Source organism: Streptomyces sp. NPDC050535, from assembly GCF_044457665.1.
GTDB lineage: Bacteria > Actinomycetota > Actinomycetes > Streptomycetales > Streptomycetaceae > Streptomyces.
In genome coordinates this window covers 1-23,279 of record NZ_JBITHE010000029.1, presented here as the reverse complement: position 1 = coordinate 23,279, position 23,279 = coordinate 1, and the positions used below count along the sequence as shown (strand labels likewise).

Sequence of the window (23,279 nt, the reverse complement as noted above, 5' to 3'; positions counted from 1 at the left end):
GTATGTGTACAAAAGCAGGGGTGGAACTTTGACACTCCGCACAAGGACGAAAGGGACGTGGACGTGCAGGGTGGTCGGCTTCACCGCGAACCGGGTCGGTCGGGGGCTCATTCCCACGAAGCGCGTGGGGTGTTGGCGTGAGAGCGGGGATGGGTGCCCCGTGGGCGAGGAGGTCGACGGGGGCCCGTTGGGCCGGCCGCGCGCGGGACGGACGGCGGGGGCTGCGGGGTCGGCCGCCGCGCGTGGGGTCGGCCGCCGCGCGTGGGGTCGGCCGGTCCGGCGGGTGGGCGGTCCGCCGGGAGGCCGGTCCGCCGGGTGACCGCGGTCAGGTGGCCGGTCCGCCCGGTGGCCGCGGTCAGGTGGCCGGTCCGCCCGGTGGCCGCGGTCAGGTGGCCGGTCCGCCCGGTGGCCGCGGACGAGCCGCGGCTTCACCGTGAACGCGCGGTGCGTGCCGCGGGATACCGCGCCACGCGGTGCCATGTCGTGCCGCACGGTGCCGCGTCGGGTCCCGCCGTGGTCAGGCCGCCAGCCGCTGGGCCTCGACGACCGCTTCCTCCAGGCTGTCCACCACGGGCACGCCCACCTCCTCCAGGCTGGCGCGGCCGTGCGAACCCCCGGTGTAGAGGACCGCCTGCGCGCCCACGTGCCGGGCGGCGATCGCGTCGTCGGACGCGTCGCCGATCACCACCACACGGGCCGGCTCCACACCGGTGAGCGCGCTCAGGTGCCGCACCATGTGCTCGGCCTTGCTGCCGCCGGAGGGCCCGGTGCGCCCGTCCACGCGTATGAAGTGCGGCTCGATCCCGAACCCCCGTACCAACGGGACCAGTTCGTCGTGCACGTACATGCTGAGGATCGACTGGCTGTGCCCCGCCGACCCCCACTCGGCAAGCAGGCCCGGCACACCCACGGTGAGCTCGCACGCCGCCCGCTGCGCCGCGTAGTAACGATGGAAGGTCTCGTCCATGATCTGCCACTCGGCGTCGGTCGGCAGCCGGCCCATCAGTCGCTCGTAGAACTTCGGCACCGGAACGCAGTACAGCGCCCTGTACCGCTCCAGCGTGATCGGCTCGAGACCCAGCTCGGCGAACGCCGCGTTCGTCGCCCCGATGATGGCGGCATTGTCGTGGAACAGAGTCCCGTTCCAGTCCCACACAATGTGTGCTGCTTCGTGCTTCCCCATGACAGAAAAGTACCCGCCACCACTGACAACGCTCCACAGAGTTCGTCCACGGCCGCCGTCGTACGCGCGCCTGGAGGGTGGCTCGGACCGGTGCTCCCTGTCGGGCGAGACCTCAGTCCCCCAGGCCCACCAGATGGGGGATCTCCTGCGTCGCGAACCACAGCAGCTCGTGGTCCTCGGCCCCGTCCACGATGAACTGCGCGTCGTCGTCCCCGTGATCGGCCGCCCCCAGCACGTCCACCGCGGCGGAGATGTCCGCCTCCGCGTCCGCCAGGTCGACATGCACGGCAGCGGCCTTGGTCATCGGTACGGCCCCGGACACCCGCACCTCGCCGAGCGCCCCGGGTTCCAGTCCACGGTCGGGATCGGCGACCGCGTCACGGTCGGCCACGTCGACCGCGAGGACCACCCGCCGCCGCACGGCCCCGGGATCGACCGCGAGCAGCCGCAGCGACGCGAGCGCCGCACGGTTCAGCGCCGCGTACTCGAGCTCCTCGATGTCGTCGGAGAGGTACCACTCCCGCAACGCGGGCGTGACGGCGTACGCGACGAACGGTCCCGTCCCCAGCTCCCCCGTCTTGTACGCCTCGGCGAGACCGGAGAGGGTCAGGGGGACGTAGACGCGCATGGCTGGCCGCTTTCGTAGTCGGGGAGCTCCGGGAAGGGTGGTCCCGCGCCTCCCGGGAGGGTCTTCAGGATACGTGCGGGCGTCCCCTATCGAGTCCCCGGCCGCACCCTTCCGAGCGTCACCCCCCGGCCCGCGATTCACCCGGTACACCCCGGCCCCGCCAAGCCATCCGCCCTTCCCGGCCACCCTGATAGGTGAACATTCCGGCCGCCCCGACGCGCACCCCACGTCCTTGCGGAGGCCGGCCCCCGCCTCGTACAAGATCCCCAACGCAAAAGTTACCGCCCGGTATCAAATCGGGCCCGTCGAGCGGGGACCACGGATGAACAAGGTGATGACCAGGACGCCGCGCCGCCCGGGCACCCGCCCGCCAGGCCGTCAGGACCCCCGCCGCCCCGGCAGCACTCCGCCCCGCGCACCGGGCGGAGGCACTCCTCGTACGCCCCCGGAAGGCAGCCCGCCACCCAAATCCCCCACCGGAAACACCTCCCCCGCCACACCCCTCGCGACCAGCGGACCCGCCACCCCGCTCGCCAATCGCCGACCCACCACACCCACCACCGGTCGACCCCCGGCCTCCCTCACGGACAGCCGCCCACCGGCCGTGCCCACCGCGACCCGGCCCCAGGCGACGCCACTCCGAAGCCGCCCCCGTACTACGACTCCGGCGACCGGAGCCCCGCCCCTCAGCGCCCCCTCCGAGGCCCTGCGCGGGCCAACCCCCGGTCAAACCCTTCAGAGGCCGGCCCACGTACCCCAGAGGCCCGCTCCCCAGCCCCGCCCCACCGATCTCTTCGCCGACCTTCTCCTCGCCGTCCTGAGCGGCCAGCGCCCCGTCCACTGCATGCTGCGCCACACCGCGGGCCGCGCCTACGACGAACTGGCCTGGCTGGCCGAACGCGGCCTCCTGCGTACCCGCGGCACCCGGCCGGTCGTCCGCGACATCGGCTACTACGTCCCGCGCCCCGGCGCGATCGAGGCCTTCGCCCGCATCGGCGCCGGTGACCAGCTCCGCGCGATGGCCTTCCGCCTGGAACAGGCAGCCGACCTCCGCTGGCGCTGCACAGCGGTCGAACTGGGCGGCCCGCGCATGCCGCACACCGACGACGACTGAGCCGAGGGCCAGGGGCCGAGCAGCCCCAGCCAGGGGCCAGAGGCAAAGCAAAAGGGCCGGGTACCCGAAGGTGCCCGGCCCTCAGCCGAACTCTGGACCGCGGACCGCGGACCGCAGACCGCTGGACCCTTGGTCAGCCGGCAGGCCGGCGACTCATCCGGCGGTCACTTCTTGCGGCGCCGCGTGCCCTTCTGCTGCTTGCGGCGCTCCGCGCGCGTGAGGCCGTCCGACTCCGAGCGCACCGGCTCGTCGTCGTCGCTGGCGAAGTCGCCCTCGATGACGCCGCCTTCGCCGTCAACGGTGGGCGCGGAGAAGTGCAGCCGTTCCGGCCGCTGCGGGGCGTCGAGCCCCTTGGCACGGATCTCGGGACGCGCGGCCACCGGGACGGCGTCCGTCTTCTTGTCCAGGGAAGGCGCGGTGTCCTCGACCGGGACCTCCTCGACCTGCTGCTCGACCTGGACCTCCAGGTTGAACAGATAGCCGACGGACTCCTCCTTGATGCCGTCCATCATGGCGGTGAACATGTCGAAGCCCTCGCGCTGGTACTCGACCAGGGGGTCCTTCTGCGCCATGGCGCGCAGACCGATGCCCTCCTGGAGGTAGTCCATCTCGTAGAGGTGCTCGCGCCACTTGCGGTCGAGGACCGACAGCACGACCCTGCGCTCCAGCTCCCGCATGATCTCGGAGCCGAGCTGCTCCTCGCGGGCCGCGTACTGCTCGTGCACGTCGTCCTTGATGGACTCGGAGATGAAGTCCGCGGTCAGACCGGCACGGTCACCAGCGGCCTCCTCGAGCTCCTCGACGGTGACCTTCACCGGGTAGAGCTGCTTGAAGGCGCCCCACAGCCGGTCCACGTCCCATTCCTCGGCGAAGCCCTCGGCGGTCTCGGCCTCGATGTACGCGTCGATCGTGTCGTCCGTGAAGTGCTGGATCTGCTCCTGGAGGTCCTCGCCCTCCAGGACGCGGCGGCGCTCGCCGTAGATGACCTCGCGCTGCCGGTTGAGGACCTCGTCGTACTTCAGGACGTTCTTACGGGTCTCGAAGTTCTGCTGCTCGACCTGCGACTGGGCGGACGCGATCGCGCGCGTGACCATCTTGTTCTCGATCGGTACGTCGTCGGGAACGTTGGCCATCGACATGACCCGCTCGACCATCTGGGCCTTGAAGAGGCGCATCAGGTCGTCACCCAGCGACAGGTAGAAGCGGGACTCGCCCGGGTCGCCCTGACGGCCGCTACGACCGCGCAGCTGGTTGTCGATACGACGGGACTCGTGCCGCTCGGTACCCAGGACGTAGAGCCCGCCGAGGTCCTTGACCTCCTCGAACTCGGCCTGCATCGCCTCCTTGGCCCTCTCCAGGGCGGCGGGCAGCGCGGCGGCCCACTCCTCGATGTGCTCCTCGGGGTCGAGGCCGCCCTGGCGCAGCTCCGCCTCGGCGAGGTCCTCCGGGTTGCCGCCGAGCTTGATGTCCGTACCACGGCCGGCCATGTTCGTGGCCACGGTCACAGCGCCCTTGCGGCCGGCCTGGGCGATGATCGGCGCCTCACGGTCGTGCTGCTTGGCGTTGAGCACTTCGTGCTGGATGCCTCGCTTGGAGAGCTGCTGCGAGAGGTACTCGGACTTCTCGACCGACGTCGTACCGACGAGGATCGGCTGGCCCCTCTCATGCTTCTCGGCGATGTCGTCGACGACCGCCTCGAACTTCGCGACCTCGGTGCGGTAGATCAGGTCGGACTGGTCCTTGCGGACCATCGGCCGGTTGGTCGGGATCGGGACGACGCCCAGCTTGTAGATCTGGTGGAACTCGGCGGCCTCGGTCATCGCCGTACCGGTCATGCCGGAGAGGCCGGGCAGTTCCTTGCCCTCGTGGTCGTGGCGCTTGTAGAGGCGGAAGAAGTTCTGGAGGGTGATCGTGGCGAGCGTCTGGTTCTCGTCCTTGATGTCCACCCCTTCCTTCGCCTCGATCGCCTGGTGCATGCCCTCGTTGTAGCGGCGGCCGGCGAGGATACGGCCGGTGTGCTCGTCGACGATCATGACTTCGCCGTCGATGACGACGTAGTCCTTGTCCTTCTTGAAGAGTTCCTTGGCCTTGATGCCGTTGTTCAGATAACCGACGAGCGGGGTGTTCACCGACTCGTACAGGTTGTCGATACCCAGCCAGTCCTCGACCTTGGCGACGCCGGACTCGTGGATGGCGACGGTGCGCTTCTTCTCGTCGACCTCGTAGTCCCCGGTCTCCTCGATGCCCTTGAGGGTGTTGCCCGCCTCACCCTTCTTCAGCCGGGTGACCAGCTTGGCGAAATCGCCGTACCACTTGGTGGCCTGGTCGGCCGGGCCGGAGATGATCAACGGCGTACGGGCCTCGTCCACGAGGATGGAGTCGACCTCGTCGACGATCGCGAAGTTGTGGCCGCGCTGCACCAGTTCTTCCTGGGACCACGCCATGTTGTCGCGCAGGTAGTCGAAGCCGAACTCGTTGTTCGTGCCGTAGGTGATGTCGCACGCGTACTGCTCGCGGCGCTGGGCCGGCGTCATGTTGGCGAGGATGCAGCCGACGGTCAGGCCCAGGAACTTGTGGACGCGGCTCATCAACTCGGACTGGCTCTCGGCCAGGTAGTCGTTGACCGTGATGAGGTGAACGCCGTCTCCAGTGAGTGCGTTCAGGTACGCGGGAAGCGTGCCGACCAGGGTCTTGCCCTCGCCGGTCTTCATCTCCGCGACATAGCCGAGGTGGAGGGCCGCGCCACCCATCATCTGCACGTCGTAGTGACGCTGGCCAAGGACGCGCTTGGCAGCCTCGCGGACGGTCGCGAAGGCCTCGGGCAGCAGGTCGTCGAGGCTCTCGCCGTCCGCATACCGCTGCTTGTACTCATCGGTGAGGGCCCTCAACTCGGCGTCGGAGAGGTTGACGAAGTCCTCTTCGATGGAGGTGACCTGGTCCGCGATGCGGTGCAGTTTGCGCAGGATCTTGCCTTCGCCTGCACGCATGATCTTTGAGAGGACGGACACGGGGCTATGTCTCCTTGCCGGTCGGGCCTGGGACGATCGGTTGCAACAACAGATTCGGTTAACAGCTTGAGCAACGGCCATCGTAAGGGAGGACCCCACCGCGCCGGGAGGTCTGCCCGTGACAGCCACTAGGACAACGGACAGGGGTTGCGGAAGGTGCCGCGTTCACGACGCGAATAGTGATCGGGCAAACACTCTCAGCAAAGTAATGGCGCCCTTCCGGCCTCCCGAGCAGAATCGGCCGATGGACCCCGTCACACTGACCACGGACCGCCTCCTGCTGCGCACCGTCGGGCCGCACGACACCGACGCCGTGTACGACGCCGTCCAGGACCCCGACATCCAGCGCTGGACGACGATCCCGTCGCCCTACCTCCACGAGCACGCGGCGGGCTTCACCGACCAGATCGTGCCCGACGGCTGGGCGGACGGCTCCATGTTCACCTTCGGGATCTTCCTCCCCTCCGGAGAACTCGTGGGCATGCTCGCCATCACGATGCGCTCCCTGGGCACCGGTGAGATCGGCTTCTGGGGAAGGAAGGAGCACCGCGGCCACGGCTACATCACCGAGGCCGCGCTCGCCGCCTCCCGCTGGGCCTTCACCGACATCTCCCTCGACCGGGTGGAATGGCGCGCCGAAGTCGGCAACACGGCCTCCCTCGCCGTCGCCGAACGCACCGGCTTCACCCTCGAGGGCACCCTGCGCTCCGCCATCAACAACAAGGGCGTACGTCGGGACTGCTGGGTCGCCTCCCTGCTCCCCTCGGACCTGGGCCTGCCGTCGACGGCACCGTACTTGCCGGCACCTCCCCAGCTGTCGTAGCTGTGGGCATGCGTGCCGCGAAGGGCGGCACGGGTGGGCACAGCGGCACCCCGCGATCGCGGGCGAACACCCGCCTCGAGCCAGGCCCGCACGCCGGGCAGCCCTGGAACGGGCGCGGGCACCGGCGTGGGCCCCGTTGTCAGTGGCACCGCCTACCGTGAGGACATGACGAGCCACCCGCGTCCCACCACCGCACTCTCCGCCGACGAGGCCCGCCGCATCGCCCTGCGCGCCCAGGGCTTCCTCGGCGCCCCCAACCGCAGAGGCGGGGTACGCGGAGTCCTCCGCCACCTGGGCGCGGTGCAGCTCGACACGATCTCCGTCCTCGCCCGCTCCCACGAACTCATCCCGTACGCCCGCCTGGGCCCGGTGGGCCGCACAGCGGTCGACCAGGCGTACTGGACGCCGGGCCCCGACGGCGCACCCCACGCCTTCGAGTACTGGTCCCACGCGGCCTGCATCCTCCCCGTGGAGGAGTGGCCCCACTTCGCCTTCCGCCGCCGCGCCTACCGCGCCCGCCCGCACTGGAACCACGACCTGCCCGACGGCACCTACGACCAGGTCATCAAGCAGCTCCGCGCCGAAGGCCCGCTCACCGCCACGGATTTGGGCGGCGCGAAGAAGACCAGCGAGTGGTGGGACTGGTCGGGCACCAAGGTCGCCGTGGAGCGCGCGCTGATGTACGGCGAGGTGGTGTGCACCGAACGCCGCGGCTGGAAGCGGGTGTACGACCTCGCCGAGCGCGCCATCCCCGACACGCTGCTCCATGACGAGCTGGACGACGCCGAGTGCCTGCGGCGCCTCGTCCGCCTCGCGGGCCAGTCCCTGGGCATCGGCACCCGCGCGGACATCGCCGACTACCACCGCCTCAGGGGCGACCAGGTCGACACGGCGATCACGGACTCGGGCCTGGTCCCGGTGACGGTGGAGGGCTGGGGCAAGCCCGCGTGGGCGGACCCGGTGGCCCTGGAGACGGTCCCGCGCGGCCGCCACCGTACGACGCTGCTCTCGCCGTTCGACTCCCTCGTCTGGGAGCGGGCGCGCACGGAGCGGATCTTCGGCTTCACCCACCGCCTGGAGGCGTACACCCCCAAACCGAAGCGGGTGTACGGCTACTTCGCGATGCCGGTCCTGGCCGGCGGCAGGCTCGTAGGCCGCGTGGACCCTGCCCGCGAGGGCCGCACCCTGGTCGCCAAGCAGGTCACGCTGGACGGCCCCAAGGCAGTCCCCGCGGTGGCCCAGGCCCTGGTGGAGGCCGCGAGCTGGGTGGACTGCACGGACGTACGGGTGGAGCGGGTGGACGCGCCCGAGCTGCGCGCCCCCCTCGCGAGGGAGCTGTCCCACGCGCTCGCCTGACCACCCGGCTCGCCCAACTCACCGAAAGAACCCGGCGAACCCGGGTGACTAAGGGCTGTCCCGTAATCCCCGGCGGGCGCACGACGACAGCTACGGCACCTCGCCGCGTTGTCGGATCGCCCGAATACACCCGGTATGAGGACGACCCTCCGCCTTGCGATGCACCGCATCTGACGCCGCGCGCTGATCCACCGGGGATTACGGGACAGCCCTTAGCGAATCTCGAGGATCTTCTCCCGCATCGCGTACACCACCGCCTCCATCCTGGAGTGCAGTTGCAGCTTCTCCAGGATGTTGCGCACGTGGTTCTTCACCGTGTTCTCGGAGATGAACAACTCCTTCGCGATATCGCGGTTGTTCATCCCCGTGGCGACGAGCTTGAGAACCTCCAGCTCGCGCTCGGTCAGCCGCGGCGCGGGCACCAGTCGCCGCTCGTCGGTGCGCTGGATCATCGACTTGAACTCGGTGAGCAGTTTCGACGCCATGGAAGGGCTGATCTGCGACTGCCCGTCGGCCACCGCGCGAATGGCCGTGGCCACCTCGTCCGTGGAAATCTCCTTGAGGAGATAACCGGTCGCACCCGCCTTGATCGCGTCGTAGAGATCGGCTTCCTCGTCGCTGATCGTCAGCATGATGATCTTCGCGCTGGGAGCCACCTCCTTGATGGAGGTGCACGCCTCGATACCGCCCCGCTTCGGCATCCGTACGTCCATCAGCACGATGTCGGGCAGCAGATCGGCGGCTTTGTCGACCGCCTCGGCCCCGTCACCCGCCTCACCGACGACCTGGATGTCCTCCTCGGCCGCGAGCACGATCTCCAGGCCGCGGCGGAAGAGGGCGTGGTCGTCCACGACCAGGACCCGGATGGGTTCCTTGCGCGGAGACCCCGCGTCCGGCCCCATGCCGGTGACGCCGTCGTCGGCATCCCCGTCACGCATCGGTCCGAAGCTGTCCGCCATCGTTCCTCCCCCTGAAGGCCGTGGCCTGTGGTTCTGTGCCATCGCCAACCCAAGGCAGCGGCCCACGGGTTGGGCCGGTGCGGCCATGATTCCATGCCCGGGCGACAGCGCGGTGACAGAACGGGCCGCGAGAGGGCGCAGACCGGTGCCCCTGGGGGCGCACGAGCGCTCCAGGGGCACCGGCTCAACCGTCACCTGGGTGGGTCAGCCGCCGAGCGTTCCGCCCGGCGCGGTCGACCCGGCCTGGGCGACCATCGGGTCGGTGTTCAGGTGGATGACGCCGTAGTCGTACGCGTGCCGCCGGTAGACGACACTCGGTTCCTTGGTCTCGGAGTCGACGAACAGATAGAAGTCGTGCCCGACCAGTTCCATCTCGTAGAGCGCCTGGTCAAGCGTCATCGGGGCGGCCACGTGGGACTTCTCGCGGACGACGAGGGGGCCTTCGCCCATGACCTCGAGAGGACCGACCTTCCTGGTCGGCACGCTTTCGGGTTCGTCGTCGTGGACGACACTGCCGTCGCCGTTCAGCGTCGCGGCGTCCGGAACGCGGTCGGCGACCTCCGCGGCGGAGATCCTGCCGGTACCACGGCGGGTGTAGCGCTTGTCGTGCTGCTTGCGCAGCCGGGCTTCGAGCTTGTCCGCCGCCAGGTCGAGTGCCGCGTACGGGTCGTTCGCCGACGCCTCCGCCCGGATCACCGGACCGCGGGAGCGGAGCGTGATCTCCACTCGGTCACAACGGTCCGCCTGCCGAGGGTTGGGCTCCTTGGACACCTCGACGTCGAGGCTGATCACCTTGCCATCGAGCTTCTGGATCTTCTCCAGCTTCAGCTTCTCGGCCACGTGCTTGCGGAACCTCTCAGGCACCTCGGTCTTGCGGCCCTTGACGACGATGTCCACGCAGAACTCCGTTCCCGGATTGCCCCGCTCCACTGGCGGAGCTTCTCCCTTTTGCACCAGGCTCCGGTGAACTCCGGAACCTCGGACTCGGTGACTGTCACCTCCTCCTCCCCCATGGGCAAGATCTACACCCCAGCCGATGCGGGTGATTGCAGAAAACCCGCGGCACGGCATTCGGAAATGCGAGGTCCGGCCTGCGCCATTGCCTCACAACCGAACATATCTCGCCCGGACGGATGACGTCACCCTCTACTGCCGCGTACCTCCGTTCAGGTGAATTAGCCGACTCATTACCTGCAACGATGCAAGTACTCGGTCAGTTCCGGTTTATTTCGAACGAGTCCGGAGGCGCCGCGACCACAGCCGCGCAGATCAGGACCCCTGCTTCGCCGATACCCGTCACGTCTCCCGCTCCGCTCGCCCTCGTCACATCCCCGGCCCGCCGCCCACGCGACATTCCCCGCGCCATCCGGGCCGTGTCGCGGGCCGTGCGTGGCCCGTCCGTCATCCCTGCCGTCGTCGCGCCCGGCCTTCGTTCCCCTGCTGCTGCCCGTGCCACCGCGCGGTAAGCATCGGCGGCGCCGCCGGTGTCCGGCACCGCCGCCCGTACGGCTCGTGCCGCCTCCGTCAACGAGGCGCCCGTCGTCATCAGGTCGTCCACCAGCACGATCCGGCCCCCGCCGGCCAACGGCCGCTCACCCCCGGCGGCCACCTCCAGGGCGCCCGCGAGGTTGTCCAGCCGCTGCCGGGAGTTGAGCCCCGACTGGTCCGCCACGGCACGCCGCTGCCGCAGCACCGCAAGCACCCGGGCCGGCGTCCCCGTACGCCGCAGCTCACCCGCCGCGGCAAGAGCGATCCGCCGCGCCGGATCATGCCCTCGCGCCCGCACCGCCCGCCGCGAGGACGGCACCGGAACAAGCAGCACGGTGCCGGGCCCGGCACCCTCAGAACCCCCCGGCTCGTCAGCCGGCATCGGCTGCTCGCCACCGGCTCCCGGTCTGCCACCAGGAACCCCTGACCGACCCCCCTGCTCCCCTCGCGACCCGCTCACTCCCGACCAGCCGCCCACAGTCCCCGGCGACCCACCGCCTCCTCCCGCCCGACCATCGGTCCGCAACCACCCGTTCCCGGCCCTCAGCCACCCCTCCAGGCCCATGAGCGGCCCGTCCGGCCCTGGGAGACGCGCGTATCCCAGCCCCGCCCGCACAGCCCCGGCCAGAGCCCCGCCGAGGGGCCCCGCCAGCGGCAGCACACCCCGCTCCTTGTGAGCGAGGAGAACCGCCCTCACCTCGTCCTCGTACGGGACCGCCGCGTGCACCACAGGCAGCCCGGCCGGCTCCGGCACCGGTCGCACCCGGCTCGGTGCGGCCCCTGTCAGGACGGCACGGCACTCGGGACAGAGCACCGTGCGAGGCCTGCCACAGCCTCCGCACTCGGCCGGCAGCACCAGATCGGTGAGGTCCTGCCACCACCCCCGCATGCCCACCACTGTGCCAAGGCACGGGCAGCCCTGCCAGCCCTGTGGATAACTCCCTGTGGATAACCCGCGCAGCCGGCGGCCGGGGCGGCAGAGCCGACTGCCCCCGCCGCCCCGGCCGCTCCTCCGACTCCCGCACCGCGCCACCTCCCGGGCAGCGCTACCCGGGATAGACCGGCGCCGTCCCGTCCTTGACCACCGTCTGCCACTGCTCCCCGGACGACAGCCGCACGATCCCGTCCTCCTCCGAGTGCGCCACCAGCGGCAGCCGCTCGTCCTCGGACGCGGCGATCTCCTTCACACCGGTCAGCGCCGAGGGCGCCGTACCCACCGGAGTGGAGCCGTCGACCTGGACGTACGCCATCTGCTGGACGCCGCCCTCCTCACGCCCGACGACCACCAGCCGGCTGTCCCCGGCCCACGACATCGCCGTGACGTCCTCCAGCTGCGGTGCCGCGGCGCGCAGTTCGAGGATCGAGACGACGGGCCGCTCACCGGACTTGGTGTCGCGCTCGATACGGCCGATCTGGAGCGAGCTCTTGCCGTTCTTCTCGATGATCAGCGCGATCCGCACCCCGTCGGCGGCCACCCGCACCGCCTCGATGCGCCCGTCGAGACCCGGCGCCGAGACCACCAGCGGCTCACCCGCGCCCTTCTCCAGCAGGAACAGCCGGGGCTTCTTCGGATCGCGGTCGGCCGCCCAGAGGTCGCCCCGCCCGTCCCAACTGGGCGTCGTCAGCCGGTCATCCGCGGTCTTGCCCTCGCTGGTCAGCACCGCCTCCCCGAGGGAGCTGCCCGACACCAGCGACCCGACGTACAGCGAACTCCCGTCGGTCGAGACCCCGGCCGCGACGTCCTCGTTCCGCGACACCGCCGCCGACCGCAGCTTCGTGTCGCCCTGGCCCAGCGCGCCGGGCACCGCCTCGGGCTGCTTGTCCCCGTTGCCGCTCGGCATCCGGACCAGGCGCTGCTTGCCGTCGATGAAGTACTGGTACTCGGGGGGCTGTCCGGTGCCGTGCGAGGCGATGCTCTCGGCCCGGTCCTCGGTCAGTACGCACAGCTGCGAACCGTCCGACTTCTGGAGCTCCACCTCGTCCACTCCCGTGGGCGTCAGGTCCTGGAGCGTGAAGAGGAGTTGGGCCGCCATCCTGGTGCACTGGGCCTGCCCGACCCGGTCGGCCTTGCTGTTCAGCGGAACGGTGACCCTGTTGCGGTCGTCGGGCGACAGGGACTTGACGCCCCTCTTCAGCTCGGTGCCGGAGGGGAAGCTCGAGGTCACCACCGGGTCCAGCCAGCTGGTGGGTCCCCTCAGGAGCGTGCGGACCATCTCCGTCATCGGATCCACCTCGCCGCGGACATAGACCGGATCGGCGACCGTCACGAGTTGCCCGCCCGTCCCGGAGGACCCGTTCGAAGCGAAGTAGTACTTATTGACGGAGTTGTAGTTGCGCTCGAAGTCGGACTTGCCCATCACCACACCCTGGGGAAGCCCGTCGATGCGCCACTGCTTGTCCTTCTGCTGAGTGAGGTGCACGGCCTCGGTGTAGGCGCCGGATTCCGGCGCGTACGCGTGCTGCGTGTCCACCGTGGCGACCTTGCTGCCGCTCAGCTGGTACAGGAAGTCGTCGTCGGTGCCTTCTCTGCTCCCCGAGTGCACCAGCTCGGTGTTGGGGCCGTCCGCGAGGACCTTCGTGGACCGGTAGGGGTCCCACGTCTTGCGGGTGCTCGCCGTCAGATACATGCGCGCCGTCACGTACTGCGGGTCGTCACTGGTCAGTGCCTCCAGGAAGCCCCGTACGATCTCCGCCGGCTGGGCGTCCTCCCGCGGTGGCATCGCGAAGACCCGGACCTGCGAGTCCGCGCGCGGGGTGGACTCGACATCACGCAGATCCCCGCTGTCCGGCATAGAGGCGCACCCGGCCAGCACCAGTGCGCCGCAGCCGACGTACGCCGCCAGCCGCACCGGACGCCGTCGACCGCCTCTCGCCTCGCGGTCAGCGCCCACGAAATGCCTCCCCTTGTTCCAGCCCCTCCGGCTTTCCGCCGGTAGGCCCGCGCTCCTGCGCGGCCCGTTCCCCGCCCGTGGCAGGTGTGTCGTCGGGCCGTCGTGCGCCACCGGTGGGCCGCGGCACCACACGCGCGCCGTTGCCGGGCAGCGCCGTCGGGTCGGCCGTGGGCGACGCTCCGCCCATTCGCGGACCCATGGTCGGCCGGGGCGGCGTACTCGCGGATGGCTGCTGTACCGGCACCGTCGCGAGCTTGCCGCTGCCGGCGAGCGGCAGACCGGCCTCATTGAGTCCACGATGGCGCCGCGAGTCCTTGGGCTCCAGCGGTATGGGCGAGCCGCGCAGTGGTTCGTCCGCCGTCCTGGGCAGCGTGAGCCGGAACTGCGAGCCGCCTCCCGGCTCGCCCCACGCCTGCAGCCAGCCGCCGTGCAACCGCGCGTCCTCCAGGGCGATGGACAGCCCGAGCCCCGTTCCGCCCGTCGTACGCGCGCGTGCCGGGTCCGCCCGCCAGAAGCGGCTGAAGACCCGGGTCGCCTCACCGGGCTTGAGGCCGACCCCGTAGTCGCGCACCGCGACCGCGACCGCCCCGCCCGCCACGGCCAGTTTGACCAGTACGTCCTTGCCGTCGCCGTGCTCCACGGCGTTGACGACGAGATTGCGCAGCACCCGCTCCACCCGCCGGGCGTCCGCCTCGGCGATCACCGGCTGCTGGTCGCCGAGCACACGTATGTGCGTGCCCTTGCGCTCGGCGAGCGGCTCGGCGCCGCTGACCACCCGCCGTACGACCACCCGGAGGTCTATGGGCTCGGCCTCCAGCGCCGCCGCGCCCGCGTCGAAGCGGCTGATCTCCAGCAGGTCCGCCAGCAGCCCCTCGAACCGGTCCAGCTGGTCGGCGAGCAGTTCGGCCGACCGGGCGGTCATCGGGTCGAAGTCCACGCGCGCGTCGTGGATGACGTCGGCCGCCATCCGGACGGTCGTCAGCGGCGTACGCAGCTCGTGCGAGACGTCGGACACGAACCGCCGCTGCATCCGCGACAGGTCCTCCAGTTGCTGGATCTTCAGCTGAAGGTTCTGCGCCATCTTGTTGAAGGCCTCGCCGAGCCGCGCGATGTCGTCCTCGCCGGTGACCTTCATACGTTCCTGGAGGCGCCCGGCGGACAGCCGTTCGGCGATGCCCGCGGCCATCCGTACGGGCGTGACCACCTGACGCACCACGAGCCAGGCGATGGCTCCCAGCAGCACCACGACGAACAGCCCGGCCGTCGCGAGCGTCCCCTTGACCAGACTGAGCGACTTCTCCTCCTGGGTGAGCGGGAAGAGGTAGTAGAGCTGGTAGGAGTCGCCGTTGGGGTCGTTGACCTGCTTGCCGATGACCAATGCCGGCTGGGGGCCCTTGGCGTCCTTGTAGACGACCCGGGTGTAGCTCTGGGCCGCGACCGTGCTGCCGTCGATCCGGTTGCGGAGCTCCTCCGGGACACTCAGCGTCGGGTCGACGTTGCCGGACGAGCGCGGCCCGAGCCCGGCGCCGCCGTCACCGGCCGCCGCGGAGCTGAGCGTCACGACGTCGAAGGCGCCCTGGCCGCCGCTGGAGAGGGACACCACGAGGTCGCTCATCCACTGGCTGACGTTCTTCGAGGGGCGGCCGTCCGGGCTCGACGTGTCGGCGCCGTTGGCCGTCGCCGCCGAGTCCGCATTCTGCTTGGCCACCGAGAATCCGCCGGTGGCCTGGCTCTGCGAGGCTTTCACCTTGGCGTCGAGCAGGCCGTTGCGCACCTGCCCGATGACGACGAAGCCGAGCAGCAGCACCACACCGAGCGACATCAGCAGCGTGGTGACAACGATCTTGAGCTGGATGTTGCGCCGCCACAACCGCATCACCGGCAGCAGCGGACGGCGCACCCAGCGCATGAACAGCCGAAGGACCGGGCTGCCCTGGACTCCCCCCTGGAGCAGTCCGCCCTCGACGAACCGCATCCAGCGGGAGCCCGTCACCTTCTGGCCGACAGGCCGCCCCGAGCGGACCCCCGGCTCGCCGGGCGCCGAAGCGGCACTGTCCCGGGACATGTCAGCTCGGTCCGGCCTTGTAACCGACGCCTCGGACGGTCACCACGATCTCCGGCCGCTCAGGGTCCTTCTCGACCTTGGAGCGCAGCCGCTGGACATGGACGTTGACCAAGCGGGTGTCCGCGGCGTGGCGGTAGCCCCAGACCTGCTCGAGGAGCACCTCCCGGGTGAACACCTGCCACGGCTTACGGGCCAGCGCCACCAGCAGATCGAACTCCAGCGGCGTCAGCGCGATCGACAGCCCGTCCCGCTTCACAGAGTGACCGGCCACGTCGATGACAAGATCACCTATGGCCAGCTGCTCCGGTGCCGGCTCCTCGGAACGGCGCAGCCGCGCCCTGATCCGCGCCACCAGCTCCTTTGGCTTGAACGGCTTCACGATGTAGTCGTCGGCGCCAGACTCGAGGCCCACCACGACATCGACGGTGTCGCTCTTCGCTGTGAGCATCACGATCGGCACCCCGGACTCCGCCCTGATCAGGCGGCACACCTCGATACCGTCCCGGCCGGGAAGCATCAGGTCCAGGAGCACCAGATCGGGCTTGCTCTCACGGAAAGCGGCCAGCGCCTTGTCGCCGTCGGCTACGAAAGACGGCTCAAAACCTTCACCACGCAACACAATGCCGAGCATCTCGGCCAGTGCGGTGTCGTCATCGACGACAAGGACTCGTCCCTTCATAAACGACATCATCCCATTAACTAAATCGTTACCTGGCGTGACCTGTCACACAGCTCGGCTAGCGCCTCGGCTGTCACGGGCGAAACAACGCCCTCTTCGGTCACGATCGCCGTCACCAACTCGGGCGGCGTCACATCGAACGCGGGGTTGTACGCCTGGGTCCCCAGAGGTGCCACCGCTATCCCGCCTCCCGCTTCCACTCCCGCCACCGGCACCTGTGGTGCTGTGATCTCCGTCACTTCGTGACCGGCCCGCTGCTCGACCTCGATGGACGCCCCGTCCGGGGTGTCCAGATCCACCGTCGTCACCGGCGCCACCACGATGAACGGCACGTGGTGATACCTGGCCAGCACCGCGAGCGGATAGCTCCCCACCTTGTTCGCCACCGAACCGTCGGCCGCGATCCGGTCGGCGCCGATCAACACCGCGTCCACCTCTCCCGCCGAGAACAGCGAGCCCGCCGCGTTGTCCGTGAGCAAGGTGTACGCCATTCCGTTGCGCGCCGCCTCGTACGCCGTCAGGCGAGCACCTTGCAGCAACGGCCGCGTTTCGTCCACCCACAGCCTGCGCAGCCGGCCCGCCCGGTGTGCCTCGAGGGCCACCGCGAACGCCGTGCCCTCCCCGCCGGACACCAGCGCCCCGGTGTTGCAGTGCGTCAGAATCCGGTGCCCGCCGCCGGGCAGCAGCTCGTCGAGCAGGGCCAGTCCGCGCCTGGCCATCTGTGCGCTGGCCTGGGCGTCTTCCCGGTGCAGCGCCCGCGCGGCGGCGAGCGCGGCCCCGGCGGCCAGCTCCTGATCGCCACCGCCCGAGAGCGCGGCGGTGTACGCGGACAGCGCCCTGCGTACCCCGACCGCGAGGTTCACCGCCGTGGGCCGGGCACCCGCCAGCGACCGGGCGGCGTCGTCCACGTCGAAGCCGCGTACGGCCGCGAGCGCGACGCCGTACGCCCCCGCGATACCGAGCAGCGGCGCCCCGCGCACGGCGAGCGTACGGATCGCCTCCACCAGCGCGGGCGGGTCCGTGCACACCAGCTCGACCTCTTCGGCCGGCAGTCTTGTCTGGTCGAGAAGCACCAGTACGGGGCCTTCGGGGGGCTCCTCCCAGCGGATCACGGGTATCTCCGTCGGCCCGCTGTCCTCGCGGGATTGCGCGTGCTGATCAGCCATCCGCCCAGTCTGCCCCGTACCCGGCAGACAATTGAAGGTGTGCAGCTCATACGACCGCTGGTCCCCTGCCGCGCACACCGTGGCACGATGGCTGCCAACCTGCCACCGCGCCCGCGGACGGGCACCGTGAAGGAGCGACGATGAACGACACTCCGGGCTGGGCCTCGCCCGGATCTGCCCCCTCCGACGGGCAGGAGCCGGACACCTCCGGCGCCGCGCGGCCCACGGAGCAGCCCGCGGACCAGGGCAGCACGGACCAGCCCGGCACTCCTTCCAAGTGGTCCAAGGAGCAGCCCCCGCCCGCCCACTGGTCCGCCCCCAGCCCGCCGGACGCCGTACCTGGTCAGGCGGCCCCGCCACCACCTCCGCCCGGCCCGGGCTGGGGCGGGCAGCACCCCGGCGGCCCGGGCGGCTACGGAGGCGGCGGATATCCCGGCTGGGGCGGCCCCGGTGGGCCCGGTGGTCCCAGCGGCTGGGGAGGCAACTGGGGCGGCCCGCCGCCCGCGGCCAAGCCCGGCGTCATCCCGCTCCGACCGCTCGGGATCGGCGAGATCCTCGACGGCGCGGTCTCCACGATGCGCACGTACTGGCGCACCGTCCTCGGCATCTCGCTGACCGTCGCGGTCGTCACGGAGATCGCGATCATCCTGTTCCAGGGCTTCGTCCTGGACGACAGCTCCACCACGGACACCCTCAACGACTCCACCGCCACCGCCAGTGAGATCGGCAGCGCACTGGGGACCACCCTGCTGAGCTCCGGTGCGGTCCTGTTCATCACGCTGCTCGGCACCATCGTCGCGACGGCCCTGCTCACGACCGTGACCAGCCGCGCGGTGCTCGGCAAGCCGGTGACCACCGCCGAGGCCTGGCGGGACGCGCGTCCCCAGCTTCTGAAGCTGGTCGGCCTGACCGTCCTGCTGCCGCTCATCGCCGTCGTGATCGTCGCGGTCGGCACCGTGCCGGGGGTCGTCGTCGGACTGGCCGCCTCGGGCGACGCGGGCATCGCGCTCGCCGTCATCGGCGGACTGGGCGCGGGCGTCGTCGCCGTCTGGCTGATGACCCGCTTCTCGCTCGCCTCGCCCGCCCTGATGCTGGAGAAGCAGAGCGTCTTCAAGTCGATGAGCCGTTCCGCGAAGCTCGTCAGCGGTTCCTGGTGGCGGGTCTTCGGCATCCAGCTGCTCGCCACGATCATCGCCAACATCATGGCGTCGATCATCGTCATCCCGTTCGCCTTCCTCGCCGGCGCCCTGAGCGGCGACGGCATCACCGGCTTCCTCGACAGCGAAGGCGGCTCCCTCGGCTGGACGTTCCTCATCGTCAGCGGGATCGGCTCGGTGATCGGGTCGATGCTCACCTTCCCCATCACGGCCGGCGTCACCGTGCTCCTCTACATCGACCAGCGCATCCGCCGCGAGGCCCTCGACCTCGACCTGGCCCGCGCCGCCGGCGTCCAGGACTACGGAACCGGCGCCGCCGGCACCACCCCGGGGAGCTGATGGGGTGAGCCTGGCGGGGGGAGTTCTCACAGCGGTACCGGCACTTCCGCGCAGCGGCGCCACAGCCGTCCTGGCCGCGCGTCTCACCGGCGACGAACCGCCGGTGACGATCCAGCGCGACCCCGCGCGGGAGGCGGCCGAACGCGAGCTGTCCAAGCCGATGTACCACGAGAACGATCCCAGCCTGGCCCAGCGCGCCCTGAACGCCTTCTGGGACTGGGTGGACAAACTGTTCAACGCCGCCTCCGGCGCGACTCCCGGGGGAACGCTCGGACTTGTCGTCGTCGTGCTGGCCGTACTGGCGGTCCTCGGCGCGCTGTGGTGGCGCCTGGGCACCCCGCACCGCGCGCCCACCACGGCCCCGGCACTCTTCGACGACCGCCCCCGCAGCGCCGCCGAACACCGCGCGGCCGCCGAGGCCCACGCCGCCCAGGGCCACTGGAACCAGGCCGTCCAGGAACGCATGCGCGCCATCGTCCGGTCTCTGGAGGAGCGCGCCCTTCTCGATCCGCGCCCCGGCCGCACCGCGGACGAGGCAGCCGCCGAGGCCGCCCGCACCCTGCCCTCCCACGGAGACCGACTGCGCGCTGCGGCACGGGACTTCGACGACGTCACATACGGCGGCCGGGCCGCGCAACGACGCACGTACGACCGCCTCACCGACCTCGACCGCGATCTGACGCGCACCAAACCCGTACTCTCCATCAGCACCCGGAGCACGGCCCACAACGCCGGCCAGGGGACCCCCCGATGACCGAGGCCACCCTTCAGCCGCCCTCGGCCCAGACCTCGGCCTCGCCCACCGCCCGCCAGCTGTGGGCGCGCGCCCGCGGGGTCGTCCTCGCGCTCGTGATCCTCCTCGCGGCCGCCATCGCGATCGCCGCCGTCCGGTCCAACGCCCAGCACGGCCGCCTCGACCCCCGCTCCGCCGACCCCTCCGGCAGCCGGGCCGTCGCCGAACTCCTCGCCGACCAGGGCGTCTCCACCCGCCTGGTCACCACCTTGGCTCAGGCGCGCGCCGCGGCCGGCCCCGGAACCACCCTCCTGGTCGCCGCCCCGGACCTGCTGACCGACCGACAGCAGACCGCCCTGCGCGCGTCGACCGAGAACTCCGGCGGCCGTACGATCCTGATCTCCCCGACGTCCCCCTCCCTGGGCACGCTTGCCCCGGAGGTCACCGCCGACCCCGTGACCAGCTTCGACTCGAAGCTCTCCCCCGGCTGCGACCTGCCCGCCGCCCAGCGCGCGGGGAACGCCGACACGGGCGGCATCCGCTACACCACCGCCGACCCCGCCATCGACGCGTGCTACCCCGGCGACGGCCTGCCCACGCTGCTGCGCATCCCCACGTCCGAAGGGGACGGCGACACCGTCGTACTCGGTGCACCCGACATCCTCTACAACTCCCGCCTCGACGAGCACGGCAACGCCTCGCTCGCCCTCCAACTTCTCGGTTCCCGGGCGCACTTGGTCTGGTACCTCCCCTCGCTCTCCGACACCTCGGCCACCGACGCGGGCGACCAGAGCTTCTTCGACCTGCTCCCCTCCGGCTGGCTCTGGGGCACGCTGCAGCTGTTCATCGCGGCAGGCCTGGCCGCCCTCTGGAGGGCACGCCGACTCGGCCCCCTCGTACCCGAACGTCTCCCCGTGGCGATCCGCGCCTCCGAAACCGTCGAGGGCCGCGCCCGCCTCTACCGCAAGGCCAACGCCCGTGACCGCGCGGCCACCGCCCTGCGCTCCACCACCCGCACTCGCCTCGCCCCCCTCGTCGGCGTCCCCGTCACCCAGGCGCACACGCCCGAGTCCCTGCTTCCCGCCCTGTCCGCCCGGCTCCGCGGTCAACGCGACGGACAGGCCCTGCACTCCCTTCTCTTCGGGCCGCCACCCCGCGACGACGCAGCCCTCATCTCCCTCGCCGACCAACTCGACGCCCTCGCAAGAGAGGTACGCCATTCATGATGGACCCGACCACTGACAACGCCGGGAACACCGGGGACCAGGGCACCGCCCGCGCATCCCTGGAGGCCCTGCGCGCCGAGATCGCCAAAGCCGTGGTCGGCCAGGACCCCGCAGTGACCGGCCTCGTCGTCGCCCTCCTGTGCCGCGGACACGTTCTCCTCGAAGGAGTCCCCGGCGTCGCGAAAACGCTGCTCGTCCGCGCCCTCGCGTCCGCGCTGGAACTCGACACCAAGCGCGTCCAGTTCACTCCCGACCTGATGCCGAGCGACATCACCGGCTCCCTCGTCTACGACGCCCGCACCGCGGAGTTCTCCTTCCAGCCGGGCCCGGTCTTCACGAACCTGCTCCTCGCCGACGAGATCAACCGCACCCCGCCCAAGACCCAGTCCTCCCTCCTGGAGGCCATGGAGGAGCGCCAGGTCACGGTCGACGGCACCCCGCGCCCGCTCCCCGAGCCGTTCCTCGTCGCCGCGACCCAGAACCCGGTCGAGTACGAGGGCACCTACCCTCTCCCCGAAGCCCAACTGGACCGTTTCCTCCTCAAACTGACGATCCCTCTCCCGTCCCGCCAGGACGAGATCAGCGTCCTCACCCGCCACGCCGAGGGCTTCAACCCGCGCGACCTGCGCGCCGCCGGCCTACGCCCCGTAGCCGGCCCGGCGGACCTGGAAGCCGCCCGCGCCGCGGTCGCGAAGACATCGGTCTCCCCCGAGATCACCGGCTACGTAGTGGACATCTGCCGCGCCACCCGCGACTCCCCGTCCCTCAGCCTCGGCGTCTCCCCGCGCGGCGCGACGGCCCTCCTCGCCACCGCCCGAGCCTGGGCCTGGCTGACGGGCCGCGACTACGTCATCCCCGACGACGTGAAGGCCCTCGCCCTCCCCACCCTCCGCCACCGGATCCAGCTCCGCCCCGAGGCCGAGATGGAGGGCGTGACCGCCGACTCCGTCATCAACGCGATCCTCGCCCACGTCCCCGTCCCCCGCTGATGGCACTCACCGGACGCGCTGCCCTCCTGGCGGCCCTCGGCTCACTCCCCATCGGCATCTGGGAGCCGAGCTGGACGGGCATCCTCGCCGTCAACGCCCCGCTGGCCCTGGCCTGCGCCTGTGACGCCGTCCTGGCGGCGCCCGTACGCCGCCTCGGCCTCACCCGATCGGGCGACACCTCGGTACGCCTCGGCGAAACCGCCGACGTCACCCTGACCGTCACCAACCCGTCCGGCCGCCCCCTCCGCGCCCAACTCCGCGACGCCTGGCCGCCGAGCAGCTGGGAACCCGGCACCGAAGTAGCCGCCTCCCGCCATCGCCTGGCGGTCCCGCCCAGCGAACGCCGCCGCCTGACCACCCGCCTACGCCCCACCCGGCGCGGCGACCGCCAGTCCGACCGCGTCACCATCCGCTCGTACGGCCCACTTGGCCTCTTCGCCCGCCAGGGCAACCACAGAGTCCCCTGGACCGTACGAGTCCTGCCGCCCTTCACCAGCCGCAAGCACCTCCCCTCCAGGCTGGCCCGGCTCCGCGAACTCGACGGCCGCACCAGTGTGCTGACCCGCGGCGAGGGCACGGAATTCGACAGCCTGCGCGAGTACGTCCCCGGCGACGACACCCGTTCCATCGACTGGCGCGCCACAGCCCGCCAGACCACGGTCGCCGTCCGCACCTGGCGACCCGAACGCGACCGCCACATCCTTCTCGTCCTCGACACGGGCCGCACTTCGGCGGGCCGCGTCGACAACGCCCCGCGCCTCGACGCCTCCATGGACGCGGCCCTGCTCCTCGCAGCCCTGGCCTCCCGAGCCGGCGACCGCCTGGACCTCCTCGCGTACGACCGTCGGGTACGCGCCCTGGTCCAGGGCCGAGCAGCAGGCGAACTCCTCCCGTCCCTCGTCAACGCGATGGCACTCCTGGAACCGGAACTCGTCGAACTGGACGCACGCGGCCTCACCGCCACAGCACTCCGTACGGCCCCACGCCGCTCCCTGATCGTGCTGCTGACCAGCCTGGACGCGGCCCCCATCGAGGAGGGCCTGCTCCCCGTACTCTCCGGTCTGACCCAACGCCACACGGTCCTCGTGGCATCGGTGGCGGATCCCCACATCGCCCGCATGGCAGCGTCACGAGGCAACACCGAGGCGGTGTACGAGGCAGCAGCCGCGGCGCAGGCCCAGGCAGAACGCCATCGCACAGCCGAAAAGCTGCAACGCCACGGTGTCATCGTCGTCGACGCCACTCCGGAGAACCTGGCACCGGCTCTCGCGGACGCGTATCTGGCACTGAAAGCTGGCGGCCGCCTCTAAGCGACCCCAAAAGCAGAAAAAAGGGGGGTCTCTTGTTTCTAGAGACCCCCCTTAAACGCAGAAAACCCCTGTACCGTTTCCCGGTACAGGGGTTTTCTCCAAAAATAGTTCGGCGGCGTCCTACTCTCCCACAGGGTCCCCCCTGCAGTACCATCGGCGCTGTGA

18 protein-coding genes are annotated in these 23,279 nt (G+C 70.7%); 8 read left to right on the top strand and 10 right to left on the bottom strand.

Going from position 1 to position 23,279, the window contains the following annotated elements:
- Positions 1–517: 517 nt before the first annotated feature.
- Together ACIBLC_RS37410 and ACIBLC_RS37405 are read right to left on the bottom strand one after the other, a co-directional pair.
- The gene (locus ACIBLC_RS37410) at positions 518–1,183 is read right to left on the bottom strand and encodes an HAD family hydrolase (protein ID WP_399215914.1); all 666 of its coding nucleotides are present in this window, start codon (positions 1,181–1,183) and stop codon (positions 518–520) included.
- Positions 1,184–1,295: 112 nt separating this feature from the next.
- Positions 1,296–1,811 (bottom strand): DUF6912 family protein, encoded by a 516-nt coding sequence (locus tag ACIBLC_RS37405; RefSeq protein WP_399215913.1) that lies wholly within the window; start codon positions 1,809–1,811, stop codon positions 1,296–1,298.
- 322 nt (positions 1,812–2,133) lie between these two features.
- On the opposite strand from ACIBLC_RS37405, the gene ACIBLC_RS37400 reads away from it, so the two are divergent.
- Entirely contained in the window at positions 2,134–2,925 is a 792-nt protein-coding gene (locus tag ACIBLC_RS37400; RefSeq protein ID WP_399215912.1) for an Rv3235 family protein, read from the top strand.
- Between the two features lie 164 nt (positions 2,926–3,089).
- Here ACIBLC_RS37400 and secA read toward each other — a convergent pair whose 3' ends face one another.
- A complete protein-coding gene (gene secA, locus ACIBLC_RS37395; RefSeq protein WP_399215911.1) occupies positions 3,090–5,933 on the bottom strand; it encodes a preprotein translocase subunit SecA in 2,844 nt (947 codons plus the stop codon).
- Positions 5,934–6,177: 244 nt separating this feature from the next.
- Between secA and ACIBLC_RS37390 the strand changes: the two genes are divergently transcribed.
- Together ACIBLC_RS37390 and ACIBLC_RS37385 are read left to right on the top strand one after the other, a co-directional pair.
- Positions 6,178–6,756 (top strand): GNAT family N-acetyltransferase, encoded by a 579-nt coding sequence (locus ACIBLC_RS37390; protein WP_399215909.1) that lies wholly within the window; start codon positions 6,178–6,180, stop codon positions 6,754–6,756.
- A 165-nt stretch (positions 6,757–6,921) separates the two neighbouring features.
- Positions 6,922–8,112 carry a winged helix-turn-helix domain-containing protein gene (locus ACIBLC_RS37385; RefSeq protein WP_399215908.1) on the top strand — a complete coding sequence of 397 codons (1,191 nt, stop codon included), beginning with the start codon at positions 6,922–6,924 and terminating at the stop codon, positions 8,110–8,112.
- A 212-nt stretch (positions 8,113–8,324) separates the two neighbouring features.
- On the opposite strand, the gene ACIBLC_RS37380 is transcribed toward ACIBLC_RS37385, so the two are convergent.
- From ACIBLC_RS37380 to mtnA, 7 genes are all read right to left on the bottom strand, one after another.
- A complete protein-coding gene (locus ACIBLC_RS37380) occupies positions 8,325–9,071 on the bottom strand; it encodes a response regulator (RefSeq protein ID WP_384393188.1) in 747 nt (248 codons plus the stop codon).
- A gap of 204 nt (positions 9,072–9,275) precedes the next feature.
- Positions 9,276–9,968 carry a ribosome hibernation-promoting factor, HPF/YfiA family gene (hpf, locus tag ACIBLC_RS37375; protein WP_399215907.1) on the bottom strand — a complete coding sequence of 231 codons (693 nt, stop codon included), beginning with the start codon at positions 9,966–9,968 and terminating at the stop codon, positions 9,276–9,278.
- Between the two features lie 316 nt (positions 9,969–10,284).
- On the bottom strand, positions 10,285–11,448 hold the full coding sequence (locus tag ACIBLC_RS37370; protein WP_399215906.1) for a ComF family protein: 1,164 nt from the start codon (positions 11,446–11,448) through the stop codon (positions 10,285–10,287).
- A 157-nt stretch (positions 11,449–11,605) separates the two neighbouring features.
- The gene (locus ACIBLC_RS37365; protein ID WP_399215905.1) at positions 11,606–13,450 is read right to left on the bottom strand and encodes an LpqB family beta-propeller domain-containing protein; all 1,845 of its coding nucleotides are present in this window, start codon (positions 13,448–13,450) and stop codon (positions 11,606–11,608) included.
- Complete coding sequence (gene mtrB, locus ACIBLC_RS37360; RefSeq protein ID WP_399215904.1) at positions 13,440–15,515, bottom strand: MtrAB system histidine kinase MtrB; 2,076 nt, start codon at positions 15,513–15,515, stop codon at positions 13,440–13,442. Before mtrB ends, ACIBLC_RS37365 begins: the two co-directional genes overlap by 11 nt.
- 1 nt (position 15,516) lies before the next feature.
- Complete coding sequence (gene mtrA / locus ACIBLC_RS37355; protein WP_199820881.1) at positions 15,517–16,206, bottom strand: two-component system response regulator MtrA; 690 nt, start codon at positions 16,204–16,206, stop codon at positions 15,517–15,519.
- Between the two features lie 8 nt (positions 16,207–16,214).
- A complete protein-coding gene (gene mtnA / locus ACIBLC_RS37350; protein WP_399215903.1) occupies positions 16,215–17,360 on the bottom strand; it encodes an S-methyl-5-thioribose-1-phosphate isomerase in 1,146 nt (381 codons plus the stop codon).
- A gap of 140 nt (positions 17,361–17,500) precedes the next feature.
- Here mtnA and ACIBLC_RS37345 point away from each other — a divergent pair, with 140 nt between their 5' ends.
- From ACIBLC_RS37345 to ACIBLC_RS37325, 5 genes are read left to right on the top strand one after another with little or no spacing between them, the layout of a single operon-like run.
- Positions 17,501–18,856, top strand: coding sequence for a hypothetical protein (locus ACIBLC_RS37345; RefSeq protein WP_399215902.1), 1,356 nt, complete (start codon positions 17,501–17,503; stop codon positions 18,854–18,856).
- Positions 18,857–18,860: 4 nt separating this feature from the next.
- Complete coding sequence (locus tag ACIBLC_RS37340; RefSeq protein WP_399215901.1) at positions 18,861–19,610, top strand: DUF4129 domain-containing protein; 750 nt, start codon at positions 18,861–18,863, stop codon at positions 19,608–19,610.
- Entirely contained in the window at positions 19,607–20,815 is a 1,209-nt protein-coding gene (locus tag ACIBLC_RS37335; RefSeq protein ID WP_399215900.1) for a DUF4350 domain-containing protein, read from the top strand. The genes ACIBLC_RS37340 and ACIBLC_RS37335 overlap by 4 nt, the downstream gene beginning before the upstream one ends.
- Positions 20,815–21,804, top strand: a complete 990-nt coding sequence (locus ACIBLC_RS37330; protein ID WP_399215899.1) for an AAA family ATPase — start codon at positions 20,815–20,817, stop codon at positions 21,802–21,804. Before ACIBLC_RS37335 ends, ACIBLC_RS37330 begins: the two co-directional genes overlap by 1 nt.
- Positions 21,804–23,114: a DUF58 domain-containing protein gene (locus ACIBLC_RS37325; RefSeq protein ID WP_399215898.1), complete on the top strand. Its 1,311-nt coding sequence runs from the start codon at positions 21,804–21,806 to the stop codon at positions 23,112–23,114. The genes ACIBLC_RS37330 and ACIBLC_RS37325 overlap by 1 nt, the downstream gene beginning before the upstream one ends.
- Positions 23,115–23,279 lie beyond the last annotated feature (165 nt).

Bases quoted from the DNA above. Each gene is read 5' to 3' on its own strand.
- ACIBLC_RS37410 (WP_399215914.1), bottom strand. From the start codon at position 1,183: ATGGGGAAGCACGAAGCAGCACACATTGTGTGGGACTGGAACGGGACT.
- mtnA (WP_399215903.1), bottom strand. From the start codon at position 17,360: ATGGCTGATCAGCACGCGCAATCCCGCGAGGACAGCGGGCCGACGGAG.
- ACIBLC_RS37370 (WP_399215906.1), bottom strand. From the start codon at position 11,448: ATGCGGGGGTGGTGGCAGGACCTCACCGATCTGGTGCTGCCGGCCGAG.
- ACIBLC_RS37325 (WP_399215898.1), top strand. From the start codon at position 21,804: ATGGCACTCACCGGACGCGCTGCCCTCCTGGCGGCCCTCGGCTCACTC.
- ACIBLC_RS37330 (WP_399215899.1), top strand. From the start codon at position 20,815: ATGGACCCGACCACTGACAACGCCGGGAACACCGGGGACCAGGGCACC.
- ACIBLC_RS37385 (WP_399215908.1), top strand. From the start codon at position 6,922: ATGACGAGCCACCCGCGTCCCACCACCGCACTCTCCGCCGACGAGGCC.
- ACIBLC_RS37390 (WP_399215909.1), top strand. From the start codon at position 6,178: ATGGACCCCGTCACACTGACCACGGACCGCCTCCTGCTGCGCACCGTC.
- ACIBLC_RS37335 (WP_399215900.1), top strand. From the start codon at position 19,607: ATGACCGAGGCCACCCTTCAGCCGCCCTCGGCCCAGACCTCGGCCTCG.
- ACIBLC_RS37405 (WP_399215913.1), bottom strand. From the start codon at position 1,811: ATGCGCGTCTACGTCCCCCTGACCCTCTCCGGTCTCGCCGAGGCGTAC.
- ACIBLC_RS37400 (WP_399215912.1), top strand. From the start codon at position 2,134: ATGAACAAGGTGATGACCAGGACGCCGCGCCGCCCGGGCACCCGCCCG.
- ACIBLC_RS37380 (WP_384393188.1), bottom strand. From the start codon at position 9,071: ATGGCGGACAGCTTCGGACCGATGCGTGACGGGGATGCCGACGACGGC.
- ACIBLC_RS37345 (WP_399215902.1), top strand. From the start codon at position 17,501: ATGAACGACACTCCGGGCTGGGCCTCGCCCGGATCTGCCCCCTCCGAC.
- mtrA (WP_199820881.1), bottom strand. From the start codon at position 16,206: ATGATGTCGTTTATGAAGGGACGAGTCCTTGTCGTCGATGACGACACC.
- mtrB (WP_399215904.1), bottom strand. From the start codon at position 15,515: ATGTCCCGGGACAGTGCCGCTTCGGCGCCCGGCGAGCCGGGGGTCCGC.